Origin of the sequence: Neptuniibacter sp. QD48_11 (assembly GCF_047778095.1) — a bacterium.
GTDB lineage: Bacteria > Pseudomonadota > Gammaproteobacteria > Pseudomonadales > Balneatricaceae > Neptuniibacter.
On sequence record NZ_CP180551.1, the window covers coordinates 914,600 to 938,673 of the forward strand.

Consider the following 24,074-nt stretch of genomic DNA (forward strand, 5'->3'; position numbering starts at 1 on the left):
TTACTGCTTCTCATGTCTTTGCCGAGTGGAACCTACTGAATCATTGTACTCTTTTTGTTCAGCAAGCCATGTTTTTATCTCAATTAACTTCAACCACATCCAAACTTCATCAATTTCAGTTGAGCGCATATCAGGCTGCGGAGCTGCTTTATCAGGGTCGCAGCTAAATTCATTTGCTCTTCCCCCCTTATAACAGTATTGCCTCTCAGTAGGGGTTGAGGTAGACGAAGGGTCATTAGCTTGCTGGTTAATTGGTATATAGCTACAAGCGGTTAACAAACAAACTGAAGCTAAAATGCTTACTGTTATGTGCCAGAAAGGATTCTTGGTCATTATTTCTAATTTCAGCATGTATTCAGGAATGTTTTTTAATATTGATGGACCGATTATACGGATATAACTATTGATGTCATATTCAAACAGTTGTTTTCAATAGTGGCCGAACTTTTTAATAAGTGGGAGAATGTATTCTCATCAGAAAACAGGGTGCTATGGGCAACTTTTTACCCATTAGATACTAAACCTTACGCATTGAGTTGGTGTTTAAACAGGAACTCGTCGAGTGATTAAACTAGCGCAAAGTTACGCTTTAATATTTTCCATACTCTTCTCTCAAGTTTCATTTGCTGAGCAGAAAAATGAATGGGTTTACGCGATGCAACCCGGCGAATCAGTCTGGAGTGTGGCGCATGAGCTGCTTACCGATTGGAGAGAATGGAAAACGATAGAGCGCCTAAATAATGTGCGTAATGATCGTCAAATGTCTCCAGGCACTGTTTTAAAAATACCGCGTAATCTAATTCAAGAAAAGCGCTCCGATATCAAAATCCTGGATGTGAATGGAGATGTCACGGCGCAGGTTAAATTGCGTGAAGGAAAAGCCAAAGCGTTACTTCCTTTGAGTCGTGGTCAGAGTTTATCTCAAGGTGACTTGATCAAAACAGCTGCACAAGCTTCTGTATTACTAGAGTTTGATGATGGTACTCAGGTGCTATTACTGGGCGAAAGTGTGCTTCGTATTGAACAAGCAACGGTGATCGGAAACAAGCGTAAGGTTGTGGATATTAAAGTTTTCCTAGAGGAAGGAGAGGCTGAAATTCGTGCCAATCCAGCTAAAGTTCCGGGCTCTCGTTTCTTGATCGATACGCCAGTTGCTTTTGCTACGACAAAGGGCACTACCTACCGAGTGAGAGCTGAGGGGGAAAGTACAGCAGCTGAGGTAACTCAAGGTCTAATTGGTGTAGGTAACAAGTTAGGCGCTACCAATGTCCGTCAAGGGTACGGAACTTTGACTAGGGCTAATCAGCCCCCTAAAAAACCGAAAAAGCTTCTACCAGCGCCTGAATTGCCGGAAATAGATGATGTGATCCGTTATCTACCGGGAAAATTGGCTTGGAATAAGCTGGATGGTGCTGCTAAGTACCGTAGTCAAATCTCTCCAGACCAAGCATTCACGGCAATTGTATACGACCAGATCTCTGCTCATCCAAAAATGGGTTTACCTGCGGCCTTAGAAGATCGCTCCTATTGGATTCGTGTGAGTGCAATCAGTGCTGACGGTTTGCAGGGATTATCTGCGTTAAAGCAGATTAATATTGAAGCGCGTCCTTTCCCGCCTGTCCGTCAGGGACCTATGCCTGCTGACTCTCTCTATGTTGGTGATATTGAATTTAGTTGGTCTAAACCAGAATTGGCAGATTCCTTTGTTTTTGAGATTGCTAGAGATCAAAGCTTTACTGAGATTGTCGATAAACAAGAAAATATTACGGAGACTCAGCTTGTTGCAGTTGTGTCAGAGCCGGGTAATTTCTTCTGGCGCGTGAGTAGTGTAACGGCAGAAGGTAAGCGTGGTCCTGTCGGTCATGTAGGCTCTTTTAAAGTTAAACCGGTACCTCCAAAGCCGGAGATGAGAGAGCCTGTAAGAAGTGAATCAGAGATCTCTTTTAGTTGGCAGGAAGAGGAGGGTGTAAGTTTCTATCAGTTGCAGCTTGCAAAAGATAAAGCGTTTAAGCAGCTTGTTGTTGATAACAAAACTGAGCAGGCAAGTTTAGCGATAGATAAGCCGCAAGCAGGTACCTACTATTTACGCGTTAGGTCTATCGACGCTGAAAATTACGCGGGTGAATGGACAGAACCTCAAGAGGTGGTTCAGCCGGTAGAGAATTGGTGGCCAATGATCATTAGTGGATCACTCTCTCTGCTCTTGCTGTTGTAATGCTGATTAGATTCAAGCAAATACTTTTATTAATCCCGCCATTGCTTTGTGTAGTAATGGCGGGATTGTCTTCTCTACCTGAAACGTTTGATCGCTTTATTTATGATGCTTTGGCCAAGCATTATTCCCCAATTAATTTTCAAGATCGTTCAGTTGTTTTAATTGATATAGATCGTCGTAGTTTAGAGGCGTTTTCTGGCTGGCCTCTTGATCGCTCTATTCATGCTCAAGCAATCGAGCGGCTCAGTTCTGCTCAAGTTTCTTCTGTAACTTACAACGTTGCCTTCATAGCATACGACGGTCCTCAAAACTCTTCTGATCAAGCCCTTTTAAGTGCTATTCGTCAAAACGGTAAAGTTATTCTGCCTATGCTTGCGGAGCAAAATCAGGAAATGTTGCCTTTTAATGGCGTGAAGGTGAGTGGTGCCAAAGTAGCGCACTCTGAGCTCCCGCTGGATCCAGATGAGATGTTAAGGCGCAACTATATGCATGCGGGAATTGGTTTTCCCCGTTGGCCAAATGTTCCTCTAGCGACCTTAAGTATTTATGCACCGGTAAAAGCTGACGATTTTTCTGGATTAAGAAGCCCTTATCTTAATTTAGGGTTTAGCCGTCGATGGAGCAGAGATTATGAAGTATTGATCCCATTGGGGATTGAAAGATTTCTGCAACAGACACCGCGTTATAGCTTGATTGATTTGGTTAATGGGCAAGTGGATTTTAATGCTCTAAAGAACAAGGCTGTTTTTGTTGGCATTGCTGATGCTCAACTGGAACCCAAAAAATCCTTAGCACAGGGGATGTTCTCCGCGACAGAGGTTCATGCGTTTAATTTTGCTGTGTTGAATCAAGGCTATGCGTTATCCCCATCTTTGCCTATATGGGCTGCGGCACTAGGGGTTTTAGTTACGCTGTGTATTGGCTTAGTGAGTTTGGTTTCGATGCCGATATGGCTGAACTTATCGTTTATTGTAACAGGCGTTGTTTTGATGACGGTGCCGTTGATGATGGTTAGCGTAGGGTATTGGCTCAGTTACTTGCCTATGTTGGTGGGGCTTGTAATCGTGCTCTTGTTGAGTGGCGCTAGGTTTATGTTGGCAAAAAAAAGCCCTGAATGATCAGGGCTTTTCATAAGATTTTATTCGCTTAGCTGTTTTGCTCACGAGCAATTGCGCGGTAAGCAATATCCTTGCGGAAGTAAGCGCCTTCCCAGCTAACTTTCTCTAGTAGTTCATAAGCACGTTTCTGTGCTTCTGTAACTGTTTCGCCAAGTGCTGTTACGCAAAGTACACGACCGCCTGCAGTCACAACGTTCTCACCATCAAGCTTAGTGCCAGCGTGGAAGATCTTAGTACCTTCAGGGCATTCTGCAGGGAAAGAGATTACATCGCCTTTGCCATAGTCACCTGGGTAGCCGCCTGCAGCCATAACAACGCCAACAGATTTACGCTCATCCCACTCAGCCGTTGTGTCAGCAAGCTTCTTATCAAGTGCTGCATTACATAGATCGACCAAGCTGGATTTTAGACGTAGCATAATGGGTTGAGTCTCAGGATCACCGAAACGGCAGTTGTACTCGATAACCTTTGGCGTACCGTCTGCTTGGATCATTAGACCAGCATATAGGAAACCAGTGTACTCATTGCCCTCCGCTTTCATGCCATTAACTGTTGGCATGATTACTTCGTCCATGATGCGCTGATCGATTTCTGCTGTAACAACTGGAGCTGGAGAGTATGCACCCATACCACCTGTGTTCAGGCCAGTATCGCCATCACCTACACGTTTGTGATCTTGGCTTGTTGCCATTGGTAGAACATTGTCACCGTCAACAATAACGATGTAAGACGCTTCTTCACCTTCAAGGAATTCTTCGATAACTACACGGCTACCGGCATCACCAAATGCGTTGCCCGCTAGCATGTCTTTGATAGCGTCTTCAGCTTCAGTCAACGTCATCGCAACGATTACACCTTTACCAGCTGCTAGGCCGTCAGCCTTAACAACGATAGGTGCGCCTTTTTCACGAACGTAAGCCAGTGCTGGTTCAATTTCAGTGAAGTTTTCGTACTCAGCTGTAGGAATCTGCTGACGCGCAAGGAAATCTTTAGTGAAAGCTTTAGAGCCTTCTAGTTGAGCAGCGCCTTCGCTTGGGCCGAAGATGCGCAGATCTTCTTTCTGGAAGTGATCAACGATACCAGCAACTAGCGGTGCTTCAGGACCAACGATGGTTAGGTCTACACTGTTTTCTTGAGCGAAAGTGCGTAGGCCATCTAGATCCATCACGTCGATAGCAACGTTTTCCATTTTGTCTTCTTGAGCTGTCGCAGCGTTACCTGGAGCTACGAAAATTTTAGCAACGTTTGCGTCTTGCGCTGCTGCCCAAGCCAGTGCGTGTTCACGACCGCCAGAACCAATAATTAGTACGTTCATTCTGTAATCCTTCTATGTAGAAAACCCCGCATCCAGTGTTTCTCTGGATCGGGGTTTAGGGCAATAAGCCTAAAGGGGATAAACCTAAGTGAAGGCTTATTGCTATCTAATGCTTAGTGACGGAAATGGCGCATTCCAGTGAAGACCATTGCCATGCCGTGCTCGTCAGCTGCGTCAATAACTTCTTGATCGCGCATAGAACCACCCGGCTGAATAACTGCTTTAATACCTGCAGCCGCTGCAGAATCAATACCGTCGCGGAATGGGAAGAAAGCGTCAGATGCCATAACGGAACCTTTAACTTCTAAACCTTCATCAGCAGCTTTGATGCCTGCAATCTTAGCACTGTATACGCGGCTCATTTGACCTGCGCCGATGCCGATTGTTTGGCCATCTTTAGCGTAAACGATAGCGTTAGACTTAACGAACTTAGCTACTTCCCAGCAGAATAGAAGATCACGGATCTCTTGTTCTGTAGGTTGTACTTTAGAAACAACTTTTAGTTCAGATGCATCTACACGGCCAAGATCAAGATCTTGTACTAGTAGACCGCCGTTAACGCGCTTGTAGTCGAAACCGTGTGCACGGTTAGCAGACCACTCACCACACTCAAGTAGACGAACATTTGGCTTAGTCGCCACAATGTCAGATGCTTCTTGAGTTACTTTAGGAGCGATAATCACTTCAACGAACTGACGATCAACGATCGCTTTCGCAGTGTTGCCATCCAATTCTTGGTTGAATGCGATGATGCCACCAAAAGCAGACGTTGGGTCAGTTTGGAAAGCACGGTTGTAAGCTTCAAGAATATCAGCACCAACCGCTACACCACATGGGTTAGCGTGTTTAACGATAACACAAGCTGGTTCTTTGAAAGATTTAACACATTCTAGTGCCGCGTCAGTGTCTGCAACATTGTTGAATGACAGTGCCTTGCCTTGTAGTTGGCGAGCTGTAGAAACAGATGCTTCAGCTGGCTCTTCTTCAACGTAGAAAGCAGCGCGTTGGTGAGGGTTTTCACCGTAACGCATATCTTGTGCTTTAACGAACTGAGTGTTGAAAGTACGTGGGAAGTCAGCAGGCTTCTCATCTTCGCCTTCAACGATTGCGCCTAGGTAGTTAGCAATCATGCCGTCATAACCAGCAGTATGCTCAAACGCTTTTACTGCTAGGTCAAAACGAGTTTTGTGCGTTAGGCCTTTTTCGGAATCGAGTTCAGCAACAACATTGTCATAGTCAGAAGCATTAACAACGATTGCTACGTCTTTATGGTTTTTCGCTGCAGAACGAACCATTGTTGGACCGCCGATGTCGATATTTTCAATCGCCATAGGTAGATCGCAATCAGGGCGTGCGATAGTTGCAGCAAATGGGTAAAGGTTTACAACAACCATATCGATCGGGTTGATGCCATGCTCAGACATGATGCCATCATCCTGTCCGCGGCGACCCAAAATACCACCGTGCACTTTAGGGTGCAGAGTTTTAACACGGCCATCCATCATTTCTGGGAAGCCTGTGTAATCGGATACTTCTACTGCAGGAATGTTATTTTCCTTAAGTAGTTTGTAAGTACCGCCAGTAGAAAGGATTTCAACGCCGCGAGCGTTTAGGGCTTGTGCAAATTCAACGATACCTGTTTTGTCAGATACGCTGATCAGTGCACGGCGAACGGGAGTGATGTTCTGTGCCATTGTGTCTGGATTCCGAGTAGTCTTAAAAAATTGTGGATTAAAGCAAGCCGTACTGTTTTAGCTTTTTGCGCAGCGTACCGCGGTTAAGGCCTAACAGTTGGGAAGCTTTAGTCTGATTATCTTTTGTGTAAGTCATCACTGTTTCGAACAGTGGTGCTTCAATTTCAGAAAGAACCATTTGGTACACGTCTGTCACTGGCTGACCGTCAAGCTGACGGAAATAGTTGTTCAGTGACTGCTCTACATTGTCACGTAGAGTCTGGTTAGTAGCTTCTGCTGGGTCGGACACGAGAGCCGGTTGCTTAATTTCTTTGTATTCCACAGTACTAAATATCCAATCTAAACTAGGCCGCAACGTTGTTTGCTAAAGCTTCATCGAAATACTTTTCGATAGCTGCGGCCTGATCTGCTGCTGTTTCTATAATATTAAATTGCTTGCGAAAGCTACTTCCGTTTGGCTGATTCTGCAGATACCACCCTACATGTTTTCGTGCGATACGAACGCCCATGTAGTCACCATAGAAACTATGTAGTTCCTGCAGATGAGCTAACAGAATTTCTCTAATCTCAACTAGTGATGGAGGGGGCAGGATTGTACCTGTTCGCAGATAATGATCAATCTCTCTAAACAGCCAAGGTTGACCTTGTGCTGCACGACCGATCATTACTGCAGAGCAACCAGTATGCTTAAGTACCCATTCTGCTTTTTCAGGAGAAGTGATATCTCCATTAGCAAAGACGGGAATGGTTATAGCGTCAGCAATACTGGCGATAGTGTCGTATTCTGCCGTCCCCTTATAGCCGCAACGACGTGTGCGACCATGAACTGCCAGTGCTTGAATACCTGCGTCTTCAGCTATTTTCGCAACAGTTAAACCGTTGCGATTGTCCTGATCCCACCCTGTGCGGATTTTCAGTGTGACTGGAACATCCACTGCCTTAACAACAGCATTGAGAATGTCTTTAACCAGTGGCTCATCCTTAAGTAATGCAGAACCTGCAGCTTTATTACACACTTTCTTAGCAGGGCAGCCCATATTGATATCAATAATTTGGGCACCGCGTTCTACATTCATTGCCGCAGCGTGGGCCATCATTTCTGGGTCGCCACCCGCGATCTGAACAGATCGAGGTTCGGCTTCACCGCTATGATTTAGACGAAAAGCAGATTTTCGTGATTTCCATAAGCGAGTATCAGATGTAACCATTTCCGAGACTACTAGACCTGCGCCCATACGTTTGCATAACTGCCGAAATGGTTGGTCAGTTACGCCAGCCATTGGTGCAAGAATCACCTGACTGTCAATGATGTATGAACCGATCTGGAACATAGCGAGCCTTAAAAATAGTTAATAAACACCCGCAGCGTCACGAATGACACTGTTAGTTGAGTGATTAGGGAGGCGAACAATCATACTCCTTAGCGCTAGGGTCTCCAAGGATTTTTTTGATGATTTTTTGAACAATTTGCCTTGATTTTTTATAGCGCTGGCGCTAGTAGCTCAAGTTGATAATTTATGCCACGCATGCCCGGTGACATTAGGTCTAGAGATATCTGGATAGGTTGGTGAGTGGGCATAGATTTGAGGTTAACGACTGACCTGTCTAGGTAAGATTCTGGCTGTAGAGTTCTACTTGCAACAGGTCGGCCTTTGAGATCGGAAAATGCTATATGCAAAGCTGGATAAGGTTGGTTGTGATTGGCCTCATTTATAAGCACTATATCTATAGTTATCGCATCAGCGATCTCTGAATGGGGGCGAATCAGGAACTGTTGATTGGTAATCTTGGCTGTATTGACCCGCGTAGGTATTTGGCAATCAATATGTTGGCAGACAGTATCGTATAGAGGTCGGTAAGTGTGGGTCCAATATAGATCGCCACGATTAAACCAAAGATGTTGTGCTACCAAGGTTAAGATGGCTAATACGCAACCAATAAACCACCAAGGAGAGGATGCTTTTGCGCCATTGCTCCGATTAAGAACTACAGGCTCTGCTTCAATGGTGAGAGTAGGAACGTCCGCAGCTGAGACAGTTTTAACTATCTCTTCCTGGTCTTTCTTTGTAAGGTTAGTTGCAGATGATGTATTAGTGACTGCTTTATCAGGCTTAGGTGATGTTTTCTCTTTCGAAATAGGTAGTTCTATATCTAATTTCTCAAAGGTGTCAGGAGTTTCATCTTCATGAACTCTTCTAGTTTTGGCCTTTTGTTGCGTGGTTGGTTCGGCACTTTGGGGTTTTTGTTCATATTCAACAGCGCAAAAGATAGCTAGACAGGCACCGCATCTTACCTGTCCGTTAGCTACCTTTAATTGCCCCGGTGTAACACGGAATTGTGTTTCACAGCTTGGGCATTGCGTGATTATGCTGCTTTTTTGCATCTAGATTTAACTGTGTTTTGTTCCTGTAACACGAATCCAACCCTCTTTTTCAGCGATTGGGTCAAGGTCAAACCATTCAGAATAAGTATTAATGATTTCTGTTGCTTGTGGACTTAAGAGGCCCGATAAGCAGAGCTTACCACCTGGGCTAACCAGTGCTTCAAGTGTAGGCGCAAGTTGAACTAACGGTCCTGCAAGAATATTGGCTACCAGCACTTCTGCTTTTTCAGGCGGTGTGTTTTCTGGCATGTATACATGTAGAGATTCGTCTTGCAGTTGGTTACGAGCAAGATTGTCTTTGGTTGCCTGCAGCGCTTGAGGATCAATATCGACACCGATAGCGCGCTTTGCACCGAGTAACAAACCTGCAATTCCTAAAATGCCGGAGCCGCACCCGTAATCGATTAAGAAATTGGTATTGCTGATATTCTGATCTAGCCACTCCAAACACAGCGCGGTAGTGGGATGTGTGCCTGTGCCAAATGCGAGGCCTGGATCGAGCATCAGGTTAACAGCATCTGCTTGAGGTGGTTCACGCCAGCTAGGGCAAACCCAAAGGCGCTCGCCAAACTGCATAGGATGGTAATTATCCATCCACTCACGCTCCCAATCCTTGTCTTCTAATATTTCAGCTTTGATCGAAGGTGCGGGGATCTCTGGGAATAGCTGTTCATGACCTTGCTTAATGTATTTAAGCGTTTCCTCAAGGTCATGTTCGGCTGAAAAAAGTCCGGTAATGGTGGTGTTTTTCCAAAGAGGGGTAGTGCCTAGGTCTGGCTCAAAAATAGGTTGATCTTCACTGTCTTCGAAGGTGACGGCGGCGCAGCCTGCACTAAGTAATAAATCTTCGTAAGGTTCAGATTGATCGGGGTTGGTTTGGATTTTGATCTGCAACCAAGGCATTAGTTTTCTTCCATATCAAGCGCTTAGATGAATTTATAGTATCGGTCATAATTGCAGATATGAACAGAATGTTTTGGGGCTAGATAACAAAAAACCCGCCGAGGCGGGTTTTTTGATTAAGTTTTGCTTACAGACCAAGCTTCTTCTCAAGGTAGTGGATATTTACACCACCTTCTTGGAATTTAGCGTCGCGAACAATGTCTTGCTGCAGAGGAATGTTGCTGCGAATACCATCAACTAGCATCTCGCCCAACGCAATTTCCATACGCTTAAGAGCTGTCTCACGATCTTCGCCGTAGCTGATTAGCTTCGCAATCAAAGAGTCGTAATGAGGTGGAACTGTGTAGCCGTTGTATAGATGAGAATCTACACGAATGCCATTACCACCAGGTGCGTGGAAGTGTTTAACAGTACCAGGACTTGGCAGGAAGGTCTTAGGATCTTCTGCATTGATTCGGCACTCGAAAGAGTGGCCCTGTACTTTAATATCTTCCTGTTTCAGTGAAAGAGGGTAACCAGACGCAATACGTAATTGCTCTTTCACAATATCAACGCCAGTGATCATCTCAGTAACAGGGTGTTCTACCTGTACACGAGTGTTCATTTCGATGAAGTAGAAGCCGCCATTTTCGTATAAGAATTCGAAAGTACCTGCACCGCGGTAGCCGATCTCGATGCACGCATCAACACAAGCTTGAAGTACTTGAGCACGCGCTTCTGGATCTAGGTGAGGAGCTGGTGCTTCTTCAACGACTTTCTGGTGACGACGCTGCATAGAGCAGTCGCGGTCGTATAGATGAACAGCGTTGCCTTGGCCGTCAGCTAGTACTTGAACTTCCACATGACGTGGATTTTCTAAGTATTTTTCCATGTATACAGTGTCATCACCGAAAGCTGCAGCAGCTTCGGATTGAGTTACATGGATAGAGCTGATTAGAGACGCTTCAGAGTGAACTACACGCATACCACGGCCACCGCCACCTGCAGCGGCTTTGATGATTACGGGGTAACCGATACGGCGTGCAATCTCATGAATCTCTTCTGGGTCGTCAGACAATGCGCCGTCTGAACCTGGAACGGTTGGTACACCTGCAGCTTTCATCGCTTCAATTGCAGAAACTTTGTCACCCATTAGGCGGATAGTTTCAGCTTTAGGGCCGATGAAGGTAAAGCCCGAGCGCTCAACCTGTTCAGCAAAGTCAGCGTTTTCTGCTAAGAAACCGTAGCCAGGGTGGATGCCTACAGCGTCGGTTACTTCAGCAGCAGCGACAATTGATGGGATGTTCAGGTAACTTTTAGGCGATGGAGCAGGGCCAATGCAGACGGCTTCGTCAGCTAGGCGCACATGCATTAAATCGCGATCTGCCTGAGAGTGGATAGCAACAGTTTTGATATCCAGCTCTTTGCAGGCGCGAAGGATACGAAGCGCAATTTCGCCTCGGTTCGCAATCACTACTTTATCGAGCATCGAATGGAGATCCTTGCTTTTGCGTTAGAGGCTTAAACGATAGTAACCAGTGGCTGGTCGTATTCAACAGGCTGGCCATCTTCAACTAGGATAGCTTCAATTACGCCTGCTTTATCAGCTTCAATCTGGTTCATCATTTTCATCGCTTCAACGATACAGATTACGTCGCCAACTTTAACTGTTTGACCTACTTCAGCAAATGCTGGAGAGCTTGGAGATGGTGCACTGTAGAACGTACCAACCATTGGAGACTTAACAACGTGGCCTGAAGTTTGAGGTGCTTCTGGTGCTGCTTCGGCAACTGGTGCAGGTGCTGCAGCTGGAGCTGCAACAGCAACAGGGGCTGCAACAGGGGCGGCTACTACGCTAGAGCCACGGCTGATACGTACAGACTCTTCACCTTCTTTAATTTCGATTTCGTTAATGTTGGATTCTTCCAACAATTCAATCAGCTTCTTGACTTTACGAATGTCCATTCTGACTTATATCTCTCTAAACTATCAGTATATTGTTTATTATTCGGCAATCTTTCGAACAGCAGATTGCAAAGCAAATTCATATCCCTGTGCACCTAAACCACAAATTACGCCATCAGCTACATCTGAGAGATAAGAATGATGACGGAAAGTTTCACGAGCGTGGACGTTGGATAAGTGAACCTCAATAAAAGGAATACTTACGCCCAATAATGCATCGCGAAGGGCAACACTTGTGTGAGTAAAAGCAGCGGGATTTATAATTATGTAAGCAACACCTTCGTCCTGAGCTGCATGGATGCGTTCGATCAGGACATATTCGCGGTTGCTTTGGCAATGAACCAACTCGTGCCCACTCTGTTTGGCTTGTTCAACCAAATTTTGGCAAATGTCATCCAATGTGTCTGATCCATATACTTCAGGCTCACGCTTCCCAAGAAGATTGAGATTAGGGCCGTTTAGCAGAAGGATCTTTGCCATGACTAGTTTCCAGAAAGTGGGCTGTTTTTCACGATTGAACCCATAGTTTGCCGTAGTCTCTTTATCTTGTCTACATCTAAGCAAGTTTTTGCTGTTTTGCTTCATTTTTACCGAAAATGCCTTCTAAATCCCTACGAAACATGAATAAAAAATGAATTATTGCTGTCTTTGTGTATGTGGTTTTTCTAATATTCGTTCTTTTGGCTATAGTTTGAGGTTTTTAGCTACAAGTTTGTTGACGTTGTCTTCAATATTGTGGATATTGCAATGCGGAAGTTGTGTTTTAAACAAACGGCAGCAAGTGAAGGATTCTGATAATGATTAGACGGGTTGTATTTAACCAGAAGGGTGGTGTTGGTAAATCCAGCATCGCAATTAACCTAGCGGCGATCAGTGCTGCGCGTGGTAAGCGTACTTTGGTTATTGATTTGGATCCTCAGTGTAATTCTAGTCATTATTTGTTAGGTGAAGATTATCAAGAGGTTACGCCGGATATACGTGATTTCTTTGAGCAGACTCTCACGTTTCAGTTGAAGCCCGAAGGGCCTCAATACTTTATTCACCAGACACCCTATGAAAATTTGAGTGTGATGCCGGCAAATGCAGAACTTGGTGACCTTCAGTCTAAGTTAGAGTCGAAACACAAAATTTATAAACTGCGTGATGCGTTAGATAAGTTGGCGGATGATTACGATGTGGTCTATATCGATACGCCTCCTGCATTTAATTTTTATACTTTATCGGCGCTAGTTGCTTCTGATCGTTGTTTGATTCCGTTTGATTGCGATGAATTTGCTCGCCAGGCTTTATACAGCTTGTTGGCGAATGTGCATGAAACCCGTGAAGATCATAATGATAAGCTAGAAGTTGAAGGGATCGTTGTTAATCAGTTTCAGCCTCGTGCGAGTTTACCGAAGCGTATTGTGGGTGAATTGTTGGATGATGATTTGCCTGTGCTGGAAACCAAAATTTCTGCATCGGTTAAAATGCGTGAATCTCACGATGATACTTGTCCGTTGATTCATTTTGCACCTAAGCACAAATTAACTCAGGAATTTGTGACACTATTCGAAGAGTTAGCTCACTAAAGCTTAGTTTGGGCATAAAAAAAGCTGCATTAATGCAGCTTTTTTTATGCTTAAAGGGTGCTCTAGCAGGTTTGTTCTTCTTTTTTAGGGGCGTTACAAGCTAGCTCTTCTGGTGCAACGACAGCGCTACCAATAAGTAATGAGCCTTTATGCTCACCTACATACATTTTTGTTGTGGAGCGTTTGTTTTTATTATCAATGAAGACAATATTAAGTTGACCTGAAGGTTTTAAATTTAGCTCATAGGTTTTGCCATCTTGAACATAGCTTGGGTTTGTACCCTCAGCTACTGGTTCAATGAAAATACGACGAATCTGACGGCCTTTGAAACCAGATTTAATATATTTCTGTAATGAACGACGAGACTCCTTGTCGACACCTTCCCAGTTAATCAGATTAAAAATACCTTGAGCATCACGGCTGCCAAAAGAGTTGAGGTAATTTTGTACCAAGTCACGGTTCTGATCGGCGAAAGCGCTGTTGGAGATCAGGATTGCGAAAGCAGTAATAAGTGTCTTTCGAAGTGTCATTTTTCACCTCTGTTTTTATGAATTTCCTGAGACAGCTGTACTTAGTATATATTTTTTTGAGCTTACGAAAAGCTGAATGGCTATATGAGAGGGAATTTTATGTAATAAAAAACCCCGCGAAGCGGGGTTTTTTGAATAAGATTGGCACAGATAAGCTTATTTAGCTTCTTCGTACGCCTTAACGCCAGCAACGATAGCTTCTTTAGCTGCTGCTGCGTTGCCCCAGCCTTCAACTTTAACCCACTTACCTTCTTCTAGACCTTTGTAGTTTTCGAAGAAGTGCTTGATGCGGTCAAGTTCTAGTTGTGGAAGATCTTCAATGTCGTTCACATCACGGTAAGCTTTAGTTAGCTTGTCGTGTGGTACAGCAACTAGCTTAGCATCTTCACCAGCTTCATCTGTCATGTTTAGAACGCCTACCGGGCGGCAACGGATAACAGAGCCAGCGATTACTGGGTAAGGAGTCAGAACTAGTACGTCTAGTGCGTCGCCATCGTCAGCTAGTGTGTTGTTGATATAACCGTAGTTAGCTGGGTAGAACATTGGTGCAGCCATGAAACGGTCAACGAAGATCGCGTCTTCTTCTTTCTCGATCTCGTATTTAACCGGAGAGCTTTCTGCCGGAATTTCGATGATTACGTACAGATCGTTTGGCAGATCTTTACCTGCTGGTACTTGTGCGAAGCCCATGTTTGTCTTCCTGTAAGTAGTTTTGAAAAGGTTACATCTAAAGTCTGGGGATTATGTCCCAGACTTTAGCGGTTATGAATACTACTTAAAGCTGAAACGTATAACTTTAAGTATTGAGTTTAGCTGCTTGACCGTCACCAGATTCAGCGTGGTATGACAGCAGAGTCTCTACTTCATTTTTAGAACCGAGTGCTACACCGCTACGTTGGTGAATATGAGTAGGCTCTAAATCCATGATGTTTTTGTAGCAAGTGCTAGAGATGCCGTCAGCTTGCTCAATCAGCATGCTCATTGGGTTGCCTTCGTACATTAGGCGAAGTTTGCCCGGCTTGGTTACGTCACGGCTATCCCATGGGTAGCAGAAAATGCCGCCGCGAGTAAGTACACGGTGAACTTCAGCAACCATAGATGCAATCCAGCGCATGTTGAAGTTTTTGCCGCGTATACCTTCGGAGCCTTCCAGAAGGTCGCCAACATAGTTGCGCATCTCTTCTTCCCAGAAGCGGTGGTTCGACATGTTGATCGCAAACTCTTTAGTGTCTGCAGGGATAGTCACATTTTCACGAGTCAGGATGAAATCACCTGTGTGAGCCAATGTGAAGAAGTTCACGCCGTTACCCGTTGTCAGAGCAAGAATAGAGGACTGACCGTATAATACATAACCTGCAGCAATCTGTTTGCGGCCTGTTTGTAGGTATGCTTCATCTGAGCTCGGATCCATGCCTTCTGGTAGCTCTAGAATAGAGAAAATAGTACCCACTGAAACGTTGATGTCGATATTTGAAGAACCATCTAGTGGATCGAAAATCACTAGGTATTTGCCTTCAGGATTCCCAGCTACAGGGTGGTCTTCTTCCTCAGATGCCAAGCCTGCTACTAGAGGGTTATCTAGTAAGAATTTTTTCAGGAGGTCGTTTGCGATCACGTCCATCTTTTTCTGGGTTTCACCCTGAACGTTGGTGTTGTCCGTGGATCCTAAAACTCCAGCTAATTCGCCTTCGCGAAGTTGGATCGCAACTTCTTTACAGGCAAGCATTAAGGTGCCAATCAGATCGACTAATTTGTCTTCGGTTTCCTGTTGTTTCAGGAACTGGCTCAGCAGAAGCATTCTTGTATTTTCTCTCAAATAGAGTGGTTGGAAAGTTGGGTGGGAATTTTACGTGAATCTTTGATGAAATGCATGGGGTGTTGAGGGATTTAGGTTAAGAAACACTCAGTATTTTGGCGTAGGTTTGGGGATTTTTACACAATCTTCATAATAGCTGTGTATTGGAGCGGAAATCTCAGCTCCTAAACAGGCAATTTGGCTGTTAGGGCGGTTGTTAAAACTGCTATGATGACGGTCGCTTTTTTGAAGGAGTGTTCGGGTGCATATTCATATTCTAGGTATTTGCGGAACCTTTATGGGATCGCTGGCAATATTGGCTAAACAGCTAGGGCATAAAGTGACGGGTTCCGATCAAAACGTGTACCCACCTATGAGTACGCAACTTGAATCACAAGGTGTTGAACTGATTCAGGGGTTTGATCCTTCGCAATTTACACCCGAGCCGGATCTGGTCGTTGTCGGCAATGCTATGTCTCGTGGTAATCCTGCTGTGGAATATGTCCTTAATAAAGGACTGAAATATACATCCGGCCCGCAATGGCTTTCAGAGCATCTTCTTCAAGATAAATGGGTGTTAGCCGTTTCGGGAACCCATGGTAAAACCACGACCTCTACTATGTTGGCTTGGATCTTAGATCATGCTGATATGAAACCTGGTTTCTTGATAGGAGGAGTTCCGTTGGACTTCGGCGTTTCAGCTCGGGTAGGCGATTCTCCTTTCTTTGTTATTGAGGCAGACGAGTACGATACCGCCTTTTTTGATAAACGTTCCAAGTTTGTTCACTACCACCCACGTACCCTGATTATGAATAATTTGGAGTACGATCATGCTGATATATTCCCTGATTTAGCGGCAATTCAGAGACAGTTTCACCATGTCGTAAGAATCGTGCCTGAAAATGGTCAGATTATTCTTCCGCAAGGGGAGAGTGCGTTAGAAGAAGTTATCGAGATGGGCTGTTGGACCGAGGTGTCCAGAACTAGCTTAGAATCTGATAGCAGTGAATGGCAGGCGAAATTACTTAGTGAGGACGGTAGTCAGTTTGAGGTTCTCCACCAAGGAAAAGTGCAGGGGACGGTTACTTGGCAAATGACAGGTCGCCACAACGTTAACAATGGTTTAGTTGCTATTGCTGCGGCGAGAAACGTTGGCGTTCAGCCTCATCATGCGGTGGAAGCGTTAAATGCATTTGCAGGTGTTAAGCGTCGTATGGAGCTGCTTGATACCGTTGCAGGAATCTCGGTTTATGATGACTTCGCGCATCACCCAACTGCGATCAGTACGACTTTGCAGGGCATTCGAGCCCAGGTTGGAGATGCTAAAATAGTAGCAGTTGTTGAGCCTCGCTCAAATACGATGCGTCTTGGTACGCATCAAGCTTGGTTAGCAGAGTCAGTCGAGTTGGCTAACCAAGTTTGCTGGTATCAGCCGGAAGGTTTGAACTGGTCGCTTGATAAAGTCGTAGAGCAGGGTCGAGTGCCGGCGCAGGTATTTTCGCAAACGGAAACACTTATTGATGAACTGGTACCGACGCTAGAACCTGATACGCATATTGTTATTATGAGTAATGGTGGTTTCGAAGGTATTCATCAGCGCTTATTGGCAAAACTGCGTGAGCGTTTTGAAGGTTAGTTATTCGAGTTAGGTTTTAAGATTTATGAGTACTACTCAGCAAGAGAAAATTACTTTAGCTATCACAGGTGCTTCTGGTGCGCAGTATGGCTTAAGGCTTTTGCAGTGTTTATTAGCTGAGGGCCTGCAAGTTTTCGTAATGATTTCACGCGCTGCTCAAGTTGTGATTAATACAGAAACAGATCTGAAATTACCGGGTACGCCCTCTGAACAAGAATCTTATCTTGCAAATTTGTACTCAGCCAAAGACGGGCAATTGAAGGTATTTGGGCGTGAGCAGTGGATGGCGCCTGTTGCTTCAGGTTCCGGTGCTCCGAGTCGCATGGTTGTATGTCCCTGTAGTACAGGGAGTTTGTCTGCGATTGCTACGGGTGCCAGTAATAACTTGATTGAGCGAGCTGCGGATGTGGCTTTAAAAGAGCGTCGCCAGCTTATTTTAGTGCCACGAGAAGCCCCTTATTCTGAAATCCATTTAGAACATATGCTAAAGCTGACTCGAATGGGGGCCGTGATGATTCCAGCGAGTCCAGGTTTTTATAACTGCCCAGAAACGGTGGAAGATATGATTGATTTTGTGGTCGCGCGAATCCTTAATCAATTAGGGATAGAGCAAAGCCTGTTACCTCGTTGGGGTGAAGAGCTTATTTAGATGCAATAAAGCTACCTTGCAGGTAGAATTGCGCCCTAAAATAGAGATGTAATGGCTTGATATAGCCGTTTCTCTTTAAAGGTAAATTTTAAATTCCAAAGTGATCTGATTAATGTCCAAAATTTTAGCGCTTGATACTTCTACTGATGCTTGTTCTGTAGCTTTGAGTCTTAACGGTGAAATTCAGGAAGATTTTCGGGTCATCCCTCGTCAGCATACTCAGCAGCTTCTACCGATGGTGCAGGAAATGTTGGCAAATGCACAATTAGCTGTCACTGATTTAGATGCAATCGCGTTTGGGCGTGGTCCGGGTTCGTTTGCAGGGATTCGAATTGCCACCGGTGTTACTCAAGGCTTAGCTTACGCTGCAGATATCCCTGTTCTGCCTGTATCTACTCTGGCTGCGCTTGCTTTAGCCGCATCTGATAAAGAGCAAGTTTCGTCCGTTGTAGCAGCTTTAGATGCTCGCATGAATGAGATCTATGTGGCGAGCTACCAAATCGAATCAGGTGAGTTAACAATGCTTTTAGATGAAAAAGTATGTGCACCTGCGGAACTAAGCCTAAGTGAAGGTTCCTATTTTGCAGTGGGCAGTGGCTGGCGTTATCTCGAAGATATGAGTTCAGACACGCAGAATGCTATTTCGGTTAGCGAAGAGCTTTATTATCCCTCTGCTGCTTACATGCTTAAGCTAGCAGAACAAGATTGGACGCAAGGAAAAGCGGTTGCGGCAGATAAGGCGTTGCCTGTTTACCTCCGTGATGAAGTTGCGTGGAAGAAAAAGGATCAACAATAGATGGATTTCTTCCAGGTAATCATTCTTGCCCTGCTTCAGGGGTTAACAGAATTTTTACCGATCAGTAGTTCTGCTCACCTTATATTGCCTTCACAACTTATGGGCTGGCCTGATCAGGGGTTGGCGTTTGATGTCGGTGTACACGTTGGTACTTTATTTGCCGTCGTGGCGTATTTTCGTCAAGATTTGAAACAGATGTTTTGTGCTTGGACGCGCAGCATTTCAGGTATGCACACACCTGACTCACGTTTAGCTTGGTTGGTGATACTTGCAACTGTTCCTGCAATGTTTGTCGGTGTATTTCTTAATGACTTTATTGATCAAAACCTACGTTCAATGTTGGTTATTGCAGGAACTACCCTGATATTTGGTGCGTTATTGTGTTGGGCTGATCTGTTTAGAGTTGAAACTCGTCAGATCGAGTCGTTGAAAGTTAAAGATGCACTTGTGATCGGTTGTGCTCAAGCCCTAGCGCTAATTCCAGGTACATCTCGAAGTGGTATCACCATCTCTGCGGCCTTAATGCTTGGTTTAGAAAGGCAGGCTGCTGCGCGCTACTCTTTTCTGCTCTCTGTACCAATCATTCTAGGGGCAGGTCTTGTTAAGGGCTTAGATCTCTATGCTCAAGGTGAGAGTGCTCCTTGGTTAATGGTTGCTCTAGGCACTTTGATTGCGGGTATTAGTGCATTCAGCTGTATCCACTTCTTCCTAAAATGGTTAGACCGTATTGGGATGCAGCCATTTGTTGTATACCGTATGATTCTGGGTATCTTCCTTTTAGTTATCTGGTTTACCACCGCTTAAGGCTTTTAGGTTTTTGAATGTCTAATCCAGCCCTTACAGATATAGTTGTTGTTCCAATGCATGCTGATTTTGCTGAACAAGCAGAACAGTTTGCCGCTAGATTGCAACTACCAATCAAATCACCAGATCAAGCTCATGACTGCTCTTTAGAGTTACAGCTTTCTGAGCAAGGTCTAAGGCTGCAGCCTTGTGGCAAAAAAGCGCCAGGTCCAACTTACGCCGATTTTGTTTCAGGTGCGGTTGCCCATCGCCGTCAGTTTGGTGGTGGCAAAGGCCAGATGATTGCTAAAGCAGTGGGTATTAAAGGTGGTATAACGCCACAAGTACTGGATGCTACAGCAGGTTTAGGTAAAGATGCCTTTGTACTGGCAACTTTGGGTTGTGATATGACATTGTTAGAGCGTTCGCCAATTGTTCATGCGCTCCTAGAGGACGGTTTAAACCGTGCTGCAGGGAGTGAAGTGGCTGATATTGTCGAGCGTATGCAGCTACATAATGAGAATAGTATTGAGTGGATGCAGTCTCAGGCTAAACAAGGCACAACTTTTCAAGTGGTCTATCTCGACCCTATGTTTCCCCACAACGATAAGAGCGCATTAGTGAAAAAAGAGATGCGCGCGTTTCGTCCAGTAGTAGGGGATGATCTCGATGCAGATCAGTTATTGGATGCGGCATTAGCGATAGCTGAAAATCGCGTTGTGGTTAAACGTCCGCGTAAAGCTCCCTTTTTGGCGGATCGAAAACCCTCTTTGCAGTTCCAAGGTAAATCCAGCCGCTATGATATTTATCCTCTGAAAAAGCTTGAGGCATAGTAGTCATTACGCGGCTGGCTTAGGTTAGCGCTCTCTAAGTTTGTGATCGATCAGTGATATCATATGTGGGCGCAGGATTTTGTTTGCTTGTTTAAACAAACTTTCGCTATCAAAATTTGCTCTGACCCTAGCGTTCTCTTCCCGAATAAAGTCCAAATTACGCAGTTGTTTGATAAAGGACTTTAATACTTGTTCATCCTTATATTCAGGCGTGCTGTAGCCATATTCTAGGTGGATCTTCTCTGCAATCTGCTGGCTGCTATGGATGAGATCGTCGCGGCTAATCTCTTCATATCGAGTGAGAACTCGAAGCAAAATATAGTAACGCAGAAGAATTGGCTCAGCGTTGAGTATAAGCGTGTTAACTAGTGCGTTAGAGGTGGTTTTCCACACCTGAGGCTCAGCCTCTTCAAGCAGGTTCTGCTCGAGTAGTACATCTCGAATCTGTTTTAACTGATCGGTGAGCTCTTCCATTTTGTAAGGCAAAAACAGTTCGGCCTGTAAAAATGGATAGAGCATACGAATAGTTCGATTGATGTTTTGCGCGCGTGGTGACTCCAAACGGTGAGCAAGTAGCAAGTACATGCTTGGTAGCACTAACATATGTTGAATGTTATTACGGTAAAAGCTCATCTCTTGTGCTTGCGCCTGATTGATCTCTACCAGATTTAGCTTGGTTTCTAGCTGCCTCATATTGTGGGCGCTTTGTATCCAATCAGAAGGTTTTCCGTCTGGCAGTAGAGCTGTGTTTGGATAGAGCTGTGTTAATAGGTTGAGCAAACGGGTGCTTTTATCACTCAGTTCAGCAACTGATTGCAGCTGACTGCCGCTCAGCAAACAGGTGGCCAACAAGCTGCTTTTGGTAACGCCAGCTGCTTGGTTGATATTGCACATCACTTGCTGAGAGATATTGGTGACATCTTCTTCTAGGGAAAGGCTAGAATCAGAGTGCTCTTCCAGAGGTATAGGTTTACCGAAACTGAGCAGTGTCTCACCAAACTTCTGTCTTAGGATTTTTAGCGATGAGAAAAATTCAGTAAATGACTCTCGTTTCTTCTTAGCCCCGGCTAACTCTTTTTGGTAACTGCGGCTTTCGACTAGACGCTCATAACCAATCCACACTGGAATCAGAGCAACGGGCTTAGGGCTTCCTTCACGGAAAGAGTCGATACTCATAGAGAGGAGGCCGGTTTTAGCTGGCAGTAATCGACCGGTGCGGCTACGCCCACCTTCAATAAAGTATTCTAAGGCGTGGCCTCTATGGCTCATCTGCTCCAAATAGGTTTTATATAAGCAGGCGTAAAGCGGGTCGCCATGAAATTTACGACGCATAAAGATTGCGCCGCCGCGTTTTAATATGGGCCCAACAATGGGGATGTTCAGGTTTTCTCCAGCTGCTACATGGGGAATCATTAAACCATGGCGATACAGAGCCCAAGATAACAATAGATAGTCCATATGACTGCGATGGCAGGGTAGGTAGATTATCTGATGGGTTTTAGAAATTTCTTGAACTTCTGCCGTGTTATGAATTTTTACCCCATTGTAGAGGCGTTTCCATACCCAGTTAAGAATGGGGTCTAAGAGTCTAATTGTTGTTGGGCTGTAGTTCGCTGCGATTTTATCAAGGGTTTTAAAACAGTGTCTTTCGATTCTATGACGACTGGTATTTCTCTCAGCTGCTTGCAGGTCTATAGCCTTTTGTACATTGGGGTGCTTGAGCACTAAAGAGATCAATGTTCGGCGATGTGATAGGTCAGGACCAATGATTGATGCTCGAAGAATGCTGAAGTGCGTGCGCAGAACCCTAGCGGTTTTTCGTGCGATGGACTCAATATTATCGTCTTTAACCATCAACTGTTGCAGATCTAGTGGTTTATCCACAGAAACCAGTGTTTGGCGGCCATTGATAAGGAGCTGCATAAAGCTGCCTAAAGGGCCAGCTTTATGCCATGTTTCAGTACAGAGCAGATTAAGCCAAGATTTTTCTCTGTTTGGACGTCGGCCATGAAAAATTGCGACAGGGATAATCTGAATATTTAGCTTAGGGTTACTCTGCTGTGTGGCTACAATCTCTGTTAAATCTTCTTTAAGCGGACTTTTCCCTTCGGAATCAGCAAAAAGAAGCTGTTGCTGCATAAAAGGGATACCTTGTTTTTGCAGCACGTTTTTTAACAGAAGCTGGTGGCTTAAGCGGTCGCTTTCCAGAATGTAATAAGTGTTACGAGTAGAGTTTGCCTGCAACAGCTGAGGGTTCACCACGCGAGGACGGGTAACGATACTGATGAATTGCCGACCTAAATAATGTAAACCGCTTTGTAACAACGACAGCATATTTCCCTTTTGCCTCAATAATGTGGAGGGGGTGGCTCATTTTCGCCAGCACCAGCAACTCCGTCCACCGTTAGGTTTTTCAACTGCTGGTTCATGATCTTGAGCATACGCTTTAAACGCTCGAGTTCAATCTCCTGAGATGCAACCATGTTATTTAATTTATCCAGAGTGTCTTCTTGAAACGCCACGCGGGTTTCTAGCTCTGTAATGCGTTCTTGATCGTTCATTGAATGGATCCAAGCCATGCGTGTTATTGAGATTTAGCATAGTTTATCAGACTCGGATATTAAACGAATGTGGCTTATTTACGGGATTAACAATATAAGCTGTTGAAAAAAATCACGAAATTCGATATACCTCTCTGTTTGGTAGGGATAATTTTTATTCCGCCAGTACAAGTGCTATTCATGTGATAAATGACAATATAATACAATGAGGGTTAATCAGTGATTCGTAGTCTGATTGTGAGTGCTATCGCGGCCGTTTTAGTGCCAGTTCTGTTAGGTTCGGTAGCAGGTGTTGAGGTAGAGTTATCTAATATTGCTGCTGTGGCAGTTGTGTTTGTAGTGACTTTTGCTGCGTCTTTCTTTGCAGCGTCTGGTAACAATGCTGAAGCAGATGCTTCTGTAATCAATGGTGCAGAAGAAGAGTATATCGACGAAAACGATGACCGTGAGCAGGGCACCGTTAAGTGGTTTAACGTGTCTAAAGGTTTCGGCTTTATCACCCGTGGTGAAGACGATGACGTATTTGTTCACTTCCGTAATATTCGTGGTCGTGGCCACCGATCTTTGGCAGAAGGTCAAAAGGTACGCTTCCATGTACGTGAGAGTGATAAAGGTCTTCAGGCGGAAGATGTTTCTGTTGTAAGAGACTAAGCTCATTCCAACGGGGTTGCTGTTCTGGTAACCCCGTTGTATTTACCTCTGTAATTCTCACCTGCCTAAAATCGCTTCAATTCTTCTCGTTACTTCCTCGATTCCACAATAGCCATAGCTAATTGCATGTGCTCCGGCTTCTGTTGCAATAAATAGCGAAGGAAACCCTTGAGCGCCAAGCGCGTGGCTTTGTTGTATTTGTTGCTCTAATTCTGTTTGGGCTTCAGGGCTAGTCATTAGTGCGCTGAAACTGTCTTTGTCCAAACCAATCTCTGCAGCAAGGTTAGTAAGTACTTCTATATCCGAAGGATTTAAAGCCTTTTGATAATAAGCTTTTTGAATCGCATCTATCATTTCAAAAGCAGCATCTGACTCAAGATGCTCAGCGGCAATCACGGCGCGACAGGCTGGATAAGTGCTACGTCTAGGCGTGTTCTCGCGCCAGAAGTCGAAATTGAATTTAGCTCCGGTATGTTCCTCAATGTGCTGCCAAATTGAGATCAGTTTTTGTTGCATCGCTTCTGGCATAGGCAGATCTGAGTCAGGGGCTAAGCCTCCCATCAGCAATTGCCACTGCAATTCTGGATACTTATCTTTTAAGTGGGAAATCACCGGTGAGAATGCCCAGCACCAACTGCACATTGGGTCCATGACGTAGATGAATTTGTTCATGTTTATCCTTCTATCTGGAGGTTCAGTT

General features: G+C 44.7%; 25 protein-coding genes. 9 read left to right on the forward strand and 16 right to left on the reverse strand.

The window, feature by feature from the left end; translation table 11 throughout:
- Positions 1 to 351 carry a hypothetical protein gene (locus ACMXYU_RS04040; protein ID WP_415900321.1) on the reverse strand — a complete coding sequence of 117 codons (351 nt, stop codon included), beginning with the start codon at positions 349 to 351 and terminating at the stop codon, positions 1 to 3.
- Positions 352 to 562: 211 nt separating this feature from the next.
- Between ACMXYU_RS04040 and ACMXYU_RS04045 the strand changes: the two genes are divergently transcribed.
- A complete protein-coding gene (locus tag ACMXYU_RS04045; RefSeq protein WP_415900322.1) occupies positions 563 to 2,215 on the forward strand; it encodes a FecR domain-containing protein in 1,653 nt (550 codons plus the stop codon).
- The gene (locus ACMXYU_RS04050; RefSeq protein WP_415900323.1) at positions 2,215 to 3,333 is read left to right on the forward strand and encodes a CHASE2 domain-containing protein; all 1,119 of its coding nucleotides are present in this window, start codon (positions 2,215 to 2,217) and stop codon (positions 3,331 to 3,333) included. The genes ACMXYU_RS04045 and ACMXYU_RS04050 overlap by 1 nt, the downstream gene beginning before the upstream one ends.
- A gap of 28 nt (positions 3,334 to 3,361) precedes the next feature.
- On the opposite strand, the gene purD is transcribed toward ACMXYU_RS04050, so the two are convergent.
- The 9 genes from purD to aroQ form a co-directional block, all read right to left on the reverse strand.
- Positions 3,362 to 4,648, reverse strand: a complete 1,287-nt coding sequence (gene purD, locus ACMXYU_RS04055) for a phosphoribosylamine--glycine ligase (RefSeq protein WP_415893654.1) — start codon at positions 4,646 to 4,648, stop codon at positions 3,362 to 3,364.
- 113 nt (positions 4,649 to 4,761) lie between these two features.
- Positions 4,762 to 6,342: a bifunctional phosphoribosylaminoimidazolecarboxamide formyltransferase/IMP cyclohydrolase gene (purH, locus tag ACMXYU_RS04060; RefSeq protein WP_415897670.1), complete on the reverse strand. Its 1,581-nt coding sequence runs from the start codon at positions 6,340 to 6,342 to the stop codon at positions 4,762 to 4,764.
- Positions 6,343 to 6,379: 37 nt separating this feature from the next.
- Positions 6,380 to 6,664 (reverse strand): DNA-binding transcriptional regulator Fis, encoded by a 285-nt coding sequence (gene fis / locus ACMXYU_RS04065; RefSeq protein WP_415883738.1) that lies wholly within the window; start codon positions 6,662 to 6,664, stop codon positions 6,380 to 6,382.
- 22 nt (positions 6,665 to 6,686) lie between these two features.
- Positions 6,687 to 7,673, reverse strand: coding sequence for a tRNA dihydrouridine synthase DusB (gene dusB / locus ACMXYU_RS04070; protein WP_415900324.1), 987 nt, complete (start codon positions 7,671 to 7,673; stop codon positions 6,687 to 6,689).
- A gap of 149 nt (positions 7,674 to 7,822) precedes the next feature.
- Entirely contained in the window at positions 7,823 to 8,725 is a 903-nt protein-coding gene (locus ACMXYU_RS04075) for a zinc-ribbon and DUF3426 domain-containing protein (protein WP_415900325.1), read from the reverse strand.
- Between the two features lie 6 nt (positions 8,726 to 8,731).
- On the reverse strand, positions 8,732 to 9,628 hold the full coding sequence (prmA, locus tag ACMXYU_RS04080) for a 50S ribosomal protein L11 methyltransferase (RefSeq protein ID WP_415900326.1): 897 nt from the start codon (positions 9,626 to 9,628) through the stop codon (positions 8,732 to 8,734).
- Between the two features lie 127 nt (positions 9,629 to 9,755).
- A complete protein-coding gene (gene accC, locus ACMXYU_RS04085; protein ID WP_415900327.1) occupies positions 9,756 to 11,096 on the reverse strand; it encodes an acetyl-CoA carboxylase biotin carboxylase subunit in 1,341 nt (446 codons plus the stop codon).
- A 32-nt stretch (positions 11,097 to 11,128) separates the two neighbouring features.
- Positions 11,129 to 11,572 carry an acetyl-CoA carboxylase biotin carboxyl carrier protein gene (gene accB / locus ACMXYU_RS04090; RefSeq protein ID WP_415900328.1) on the reverse strand — a complete coding sequence of 148 codons (444 nt, stop codon included), beginning with the start codon at positions 11,570 to 11,572 and terminating at the stop codon, positions 11,129 to 11,131.
- Positions 11,573 to 11,611: 39 nt separating this feature from the next.
- Positions 11,612 to 12,052 carry a type II 3-dehydroquinate dehydratase gene (gene aroQ / locus ACMXYU_RS04095; RefSeq protein WP_415900329.1) on the reverse strand — a complete coding sequence of 147 codons (441 nt, stop codon included), beginning with the start codon at positions 12,050 to 12,052 and terminating at the stop codon, positions 11,612 to 11,614.
- 317 nt (positions 12,053 to 12,369) lie between these two features.
- Here aroQ and ACMXYU_RS04100 point away from each other — a divergent pair, with 317 nt between their 5' ends.
- Positions 12,370 to 13,140: a ParA family protein gene (locus ACMXYU_RS04100; RefSeq protein ID WP_415900330.1), complete on the forward strand. Its 771-nt coding sequence runs from the start codon at positions 12,370 to 12,372 to the stop codon at positions 13,138 to 13,140.
- Between the two features lie 62 nt (positions 13,141 to 13,202).
- On the opposite strand, the gene ACMXYU_RS04105 is transcribed toward ACMXYU_RS04100, so the two are convergent.
- The 3 genes from ACMXYU_RS04105 to ACMXYU_RS04115 form a co-directional block, all read right to left on the reverse strand.
- Complete coding sequence (locus tag ACMXYU_RS04105; protein WP_415900331.1) at positions 13,203 to 13,670, reverse strand: hypothetical protein; 468 nt, start codon at positions 13,668 to 13,670, stop codon at positions 13,203 to 13,205.
- A gap of 156 nt (positions 13,671 to 13,826) precedes the next feature.
- Complete coding sequence (gene ppa / locus ACMXYU_RS04110) at positions 13,827 to 14,360, reverse strand: inorganic diphosphatase (protein ID WP_299180651.1); 534 nt, start codon at positions 14,358 to 14,360, stop codon at positions 13,827 to 13,829.
- Positions 14,361 to 14,466: 106 nt separating this feature from the next.
- Positions 14,467 to 15,468 carry a class 1 fructose-bisphosphatase gene (locus ACMXYU_RS04115; protein WP_415900332.1) on the reverse strand — a complete coding sequence of 334 codons (1,002 nt, stop codon included), beginning with the start codon at positions 15,466 to 15,468 and terminating at the stop codon, positions 14,467 to 14,469.
- 259 nt (positions 15,469 to 15,727) lie between these two features.
- Between ACMXYU_RS04115 and mpl the strand changes: the two genes are divergently transcribed.
- From mpl to ACMXYU_RS04140, 5 genes are all read left to right on the forward strand, one after another.
- Positions 15,728 to 17,101, forward strand: coding sequence for a UDP-N-acetylmuramate:L-alanyl-gamma-D-glutamyl-meso-diaminopimelate ligase (gene mpl / locus ACMXYU_RS04120; RefSeq protein WP_415900333.1), 1,374 nt, complete (start codon positions 15,728 to 15,730; stop codon positions 17,099 to 17,101).
- A gap of 25 nt (positions 17,102 to 17,126) precedes the next feature.
- The gene (locus tag ACMXYU_RS04125; RefSeq protein WP_415900334.1) at positions 17,127 to 17,750 is read left to right on the forward strand and encodes a flavin prenyltransferase UbiX; all 624 of its coding nucleotides are present in this window, start codon (positions 17,127 to 17,129) and stop codon (positions 17,748 to 17,750) included.
- A 112-nt stretch (positions 17,751 to 17,862) separates the two neighbouring features.
- Positions 17,863 to 18,546 (forward strand): tRNA (adenosine(37)-N6)-threonylcarbamoyltransferase complex dimerization subunit type 1 TsaB, encoded by a 684-nt coding sequence (gene tsaB / locus ACMXYU_RS04130; protein WP_415900335.1) that lies wholly within the window; start codon positions 17,863 to 17,865, stop codon positions 18,544 to 18,546.
- Positions 18,547 to 19,350: an undecaprenyl-diphosphate phosphatase gene (locus ACMXYU_RS04135; protein WP_415900336.1), complete on the forward strand. Its 804-nt coding sequence runs from the start codon at positions 18,547 to 18,549 to the stop codon at positions 19,348 to 19,350.
- Between the two features lie 17 nt (positions 19,351 to 19,367).
- The gene (locus ACMXYU_RS04140) at positions 19,368 to 20,162 is read left to right on the forward strand and encodes a class I SAM-dependent methyltransferase (protein WP_415900337.1); all 795 of its coding nucleotides are present in this window, start codon (positions 19,368 to 19,370) and stop codon (positions 20,160 to 20,162) included.
- A gap of 24 nt (positions 20,163 to 20,186) precedes the next feature.
- Here the strand turns inward: ACMXYU_RS04140 and plsB are convergent, their stop codons facing one another.
- Positions 20,187 to 22,496, reverse strand: a complete 2,310-nt coding sequence (gene plsB, locus ACMXYU_RS04145; RefSeq protein ID WP_415900339.1) for a glycerol-3-phosphate 1-O-acyltransferase PlsB — start codon at positions 22,494 to 22,496, stop codon at positions 20,187 to 20,189.
- A gap of 14 nt (positions 22,497 to 22,510) precedes the next feature.
- Entirely contained in the window at positions 22,511 to 22,723 is a 213-nt protein-coding gene (locus ACMXYU_RS04150; RefSeq protein ID WP_415890531.1) for a SlyX family protein, read from the reverse strand.
- Between the two features lie 219 nt (positions 22,724 to 22,942).
- Here ACMXYU_RS04150 and ACMXYU_RS04155 point away from each other — a divergent pair, with 219 nt between their 5' ends.
- The gene (locus ACMXYU_RS04155) at positions 22,943 to 23,374 is read left to right on the forward strand and encodes a cold-shock protein (RefSeq protein WP_415900340.1); all 432 of its coding nucleotides are present in this window, start codon (positions 22,943 to 22,945) and stop codon (positions 23,372 to 23,374) included.
- 57 nt (positions 23,375 to 23,431) lie between these two features.
- Here the strand turns inward: ACMXYU_RS04155 and ACMXYU_RS04160 are convergent, their stop codons facing one another.
- Positions 23,432 to 24,046, reverse strand: coding sequence for a DsbA family protein (locus ACMXYU_RS04160; RefSeq protein ID WP_415900341.1), 615 nt, complete (start codon positions 24,044 to 24,046; stop codon positions 23,432 to 23,434).
- Between the last annotated feature and the right edge of the window lie 28 nt (positions 24,047 to 24,074).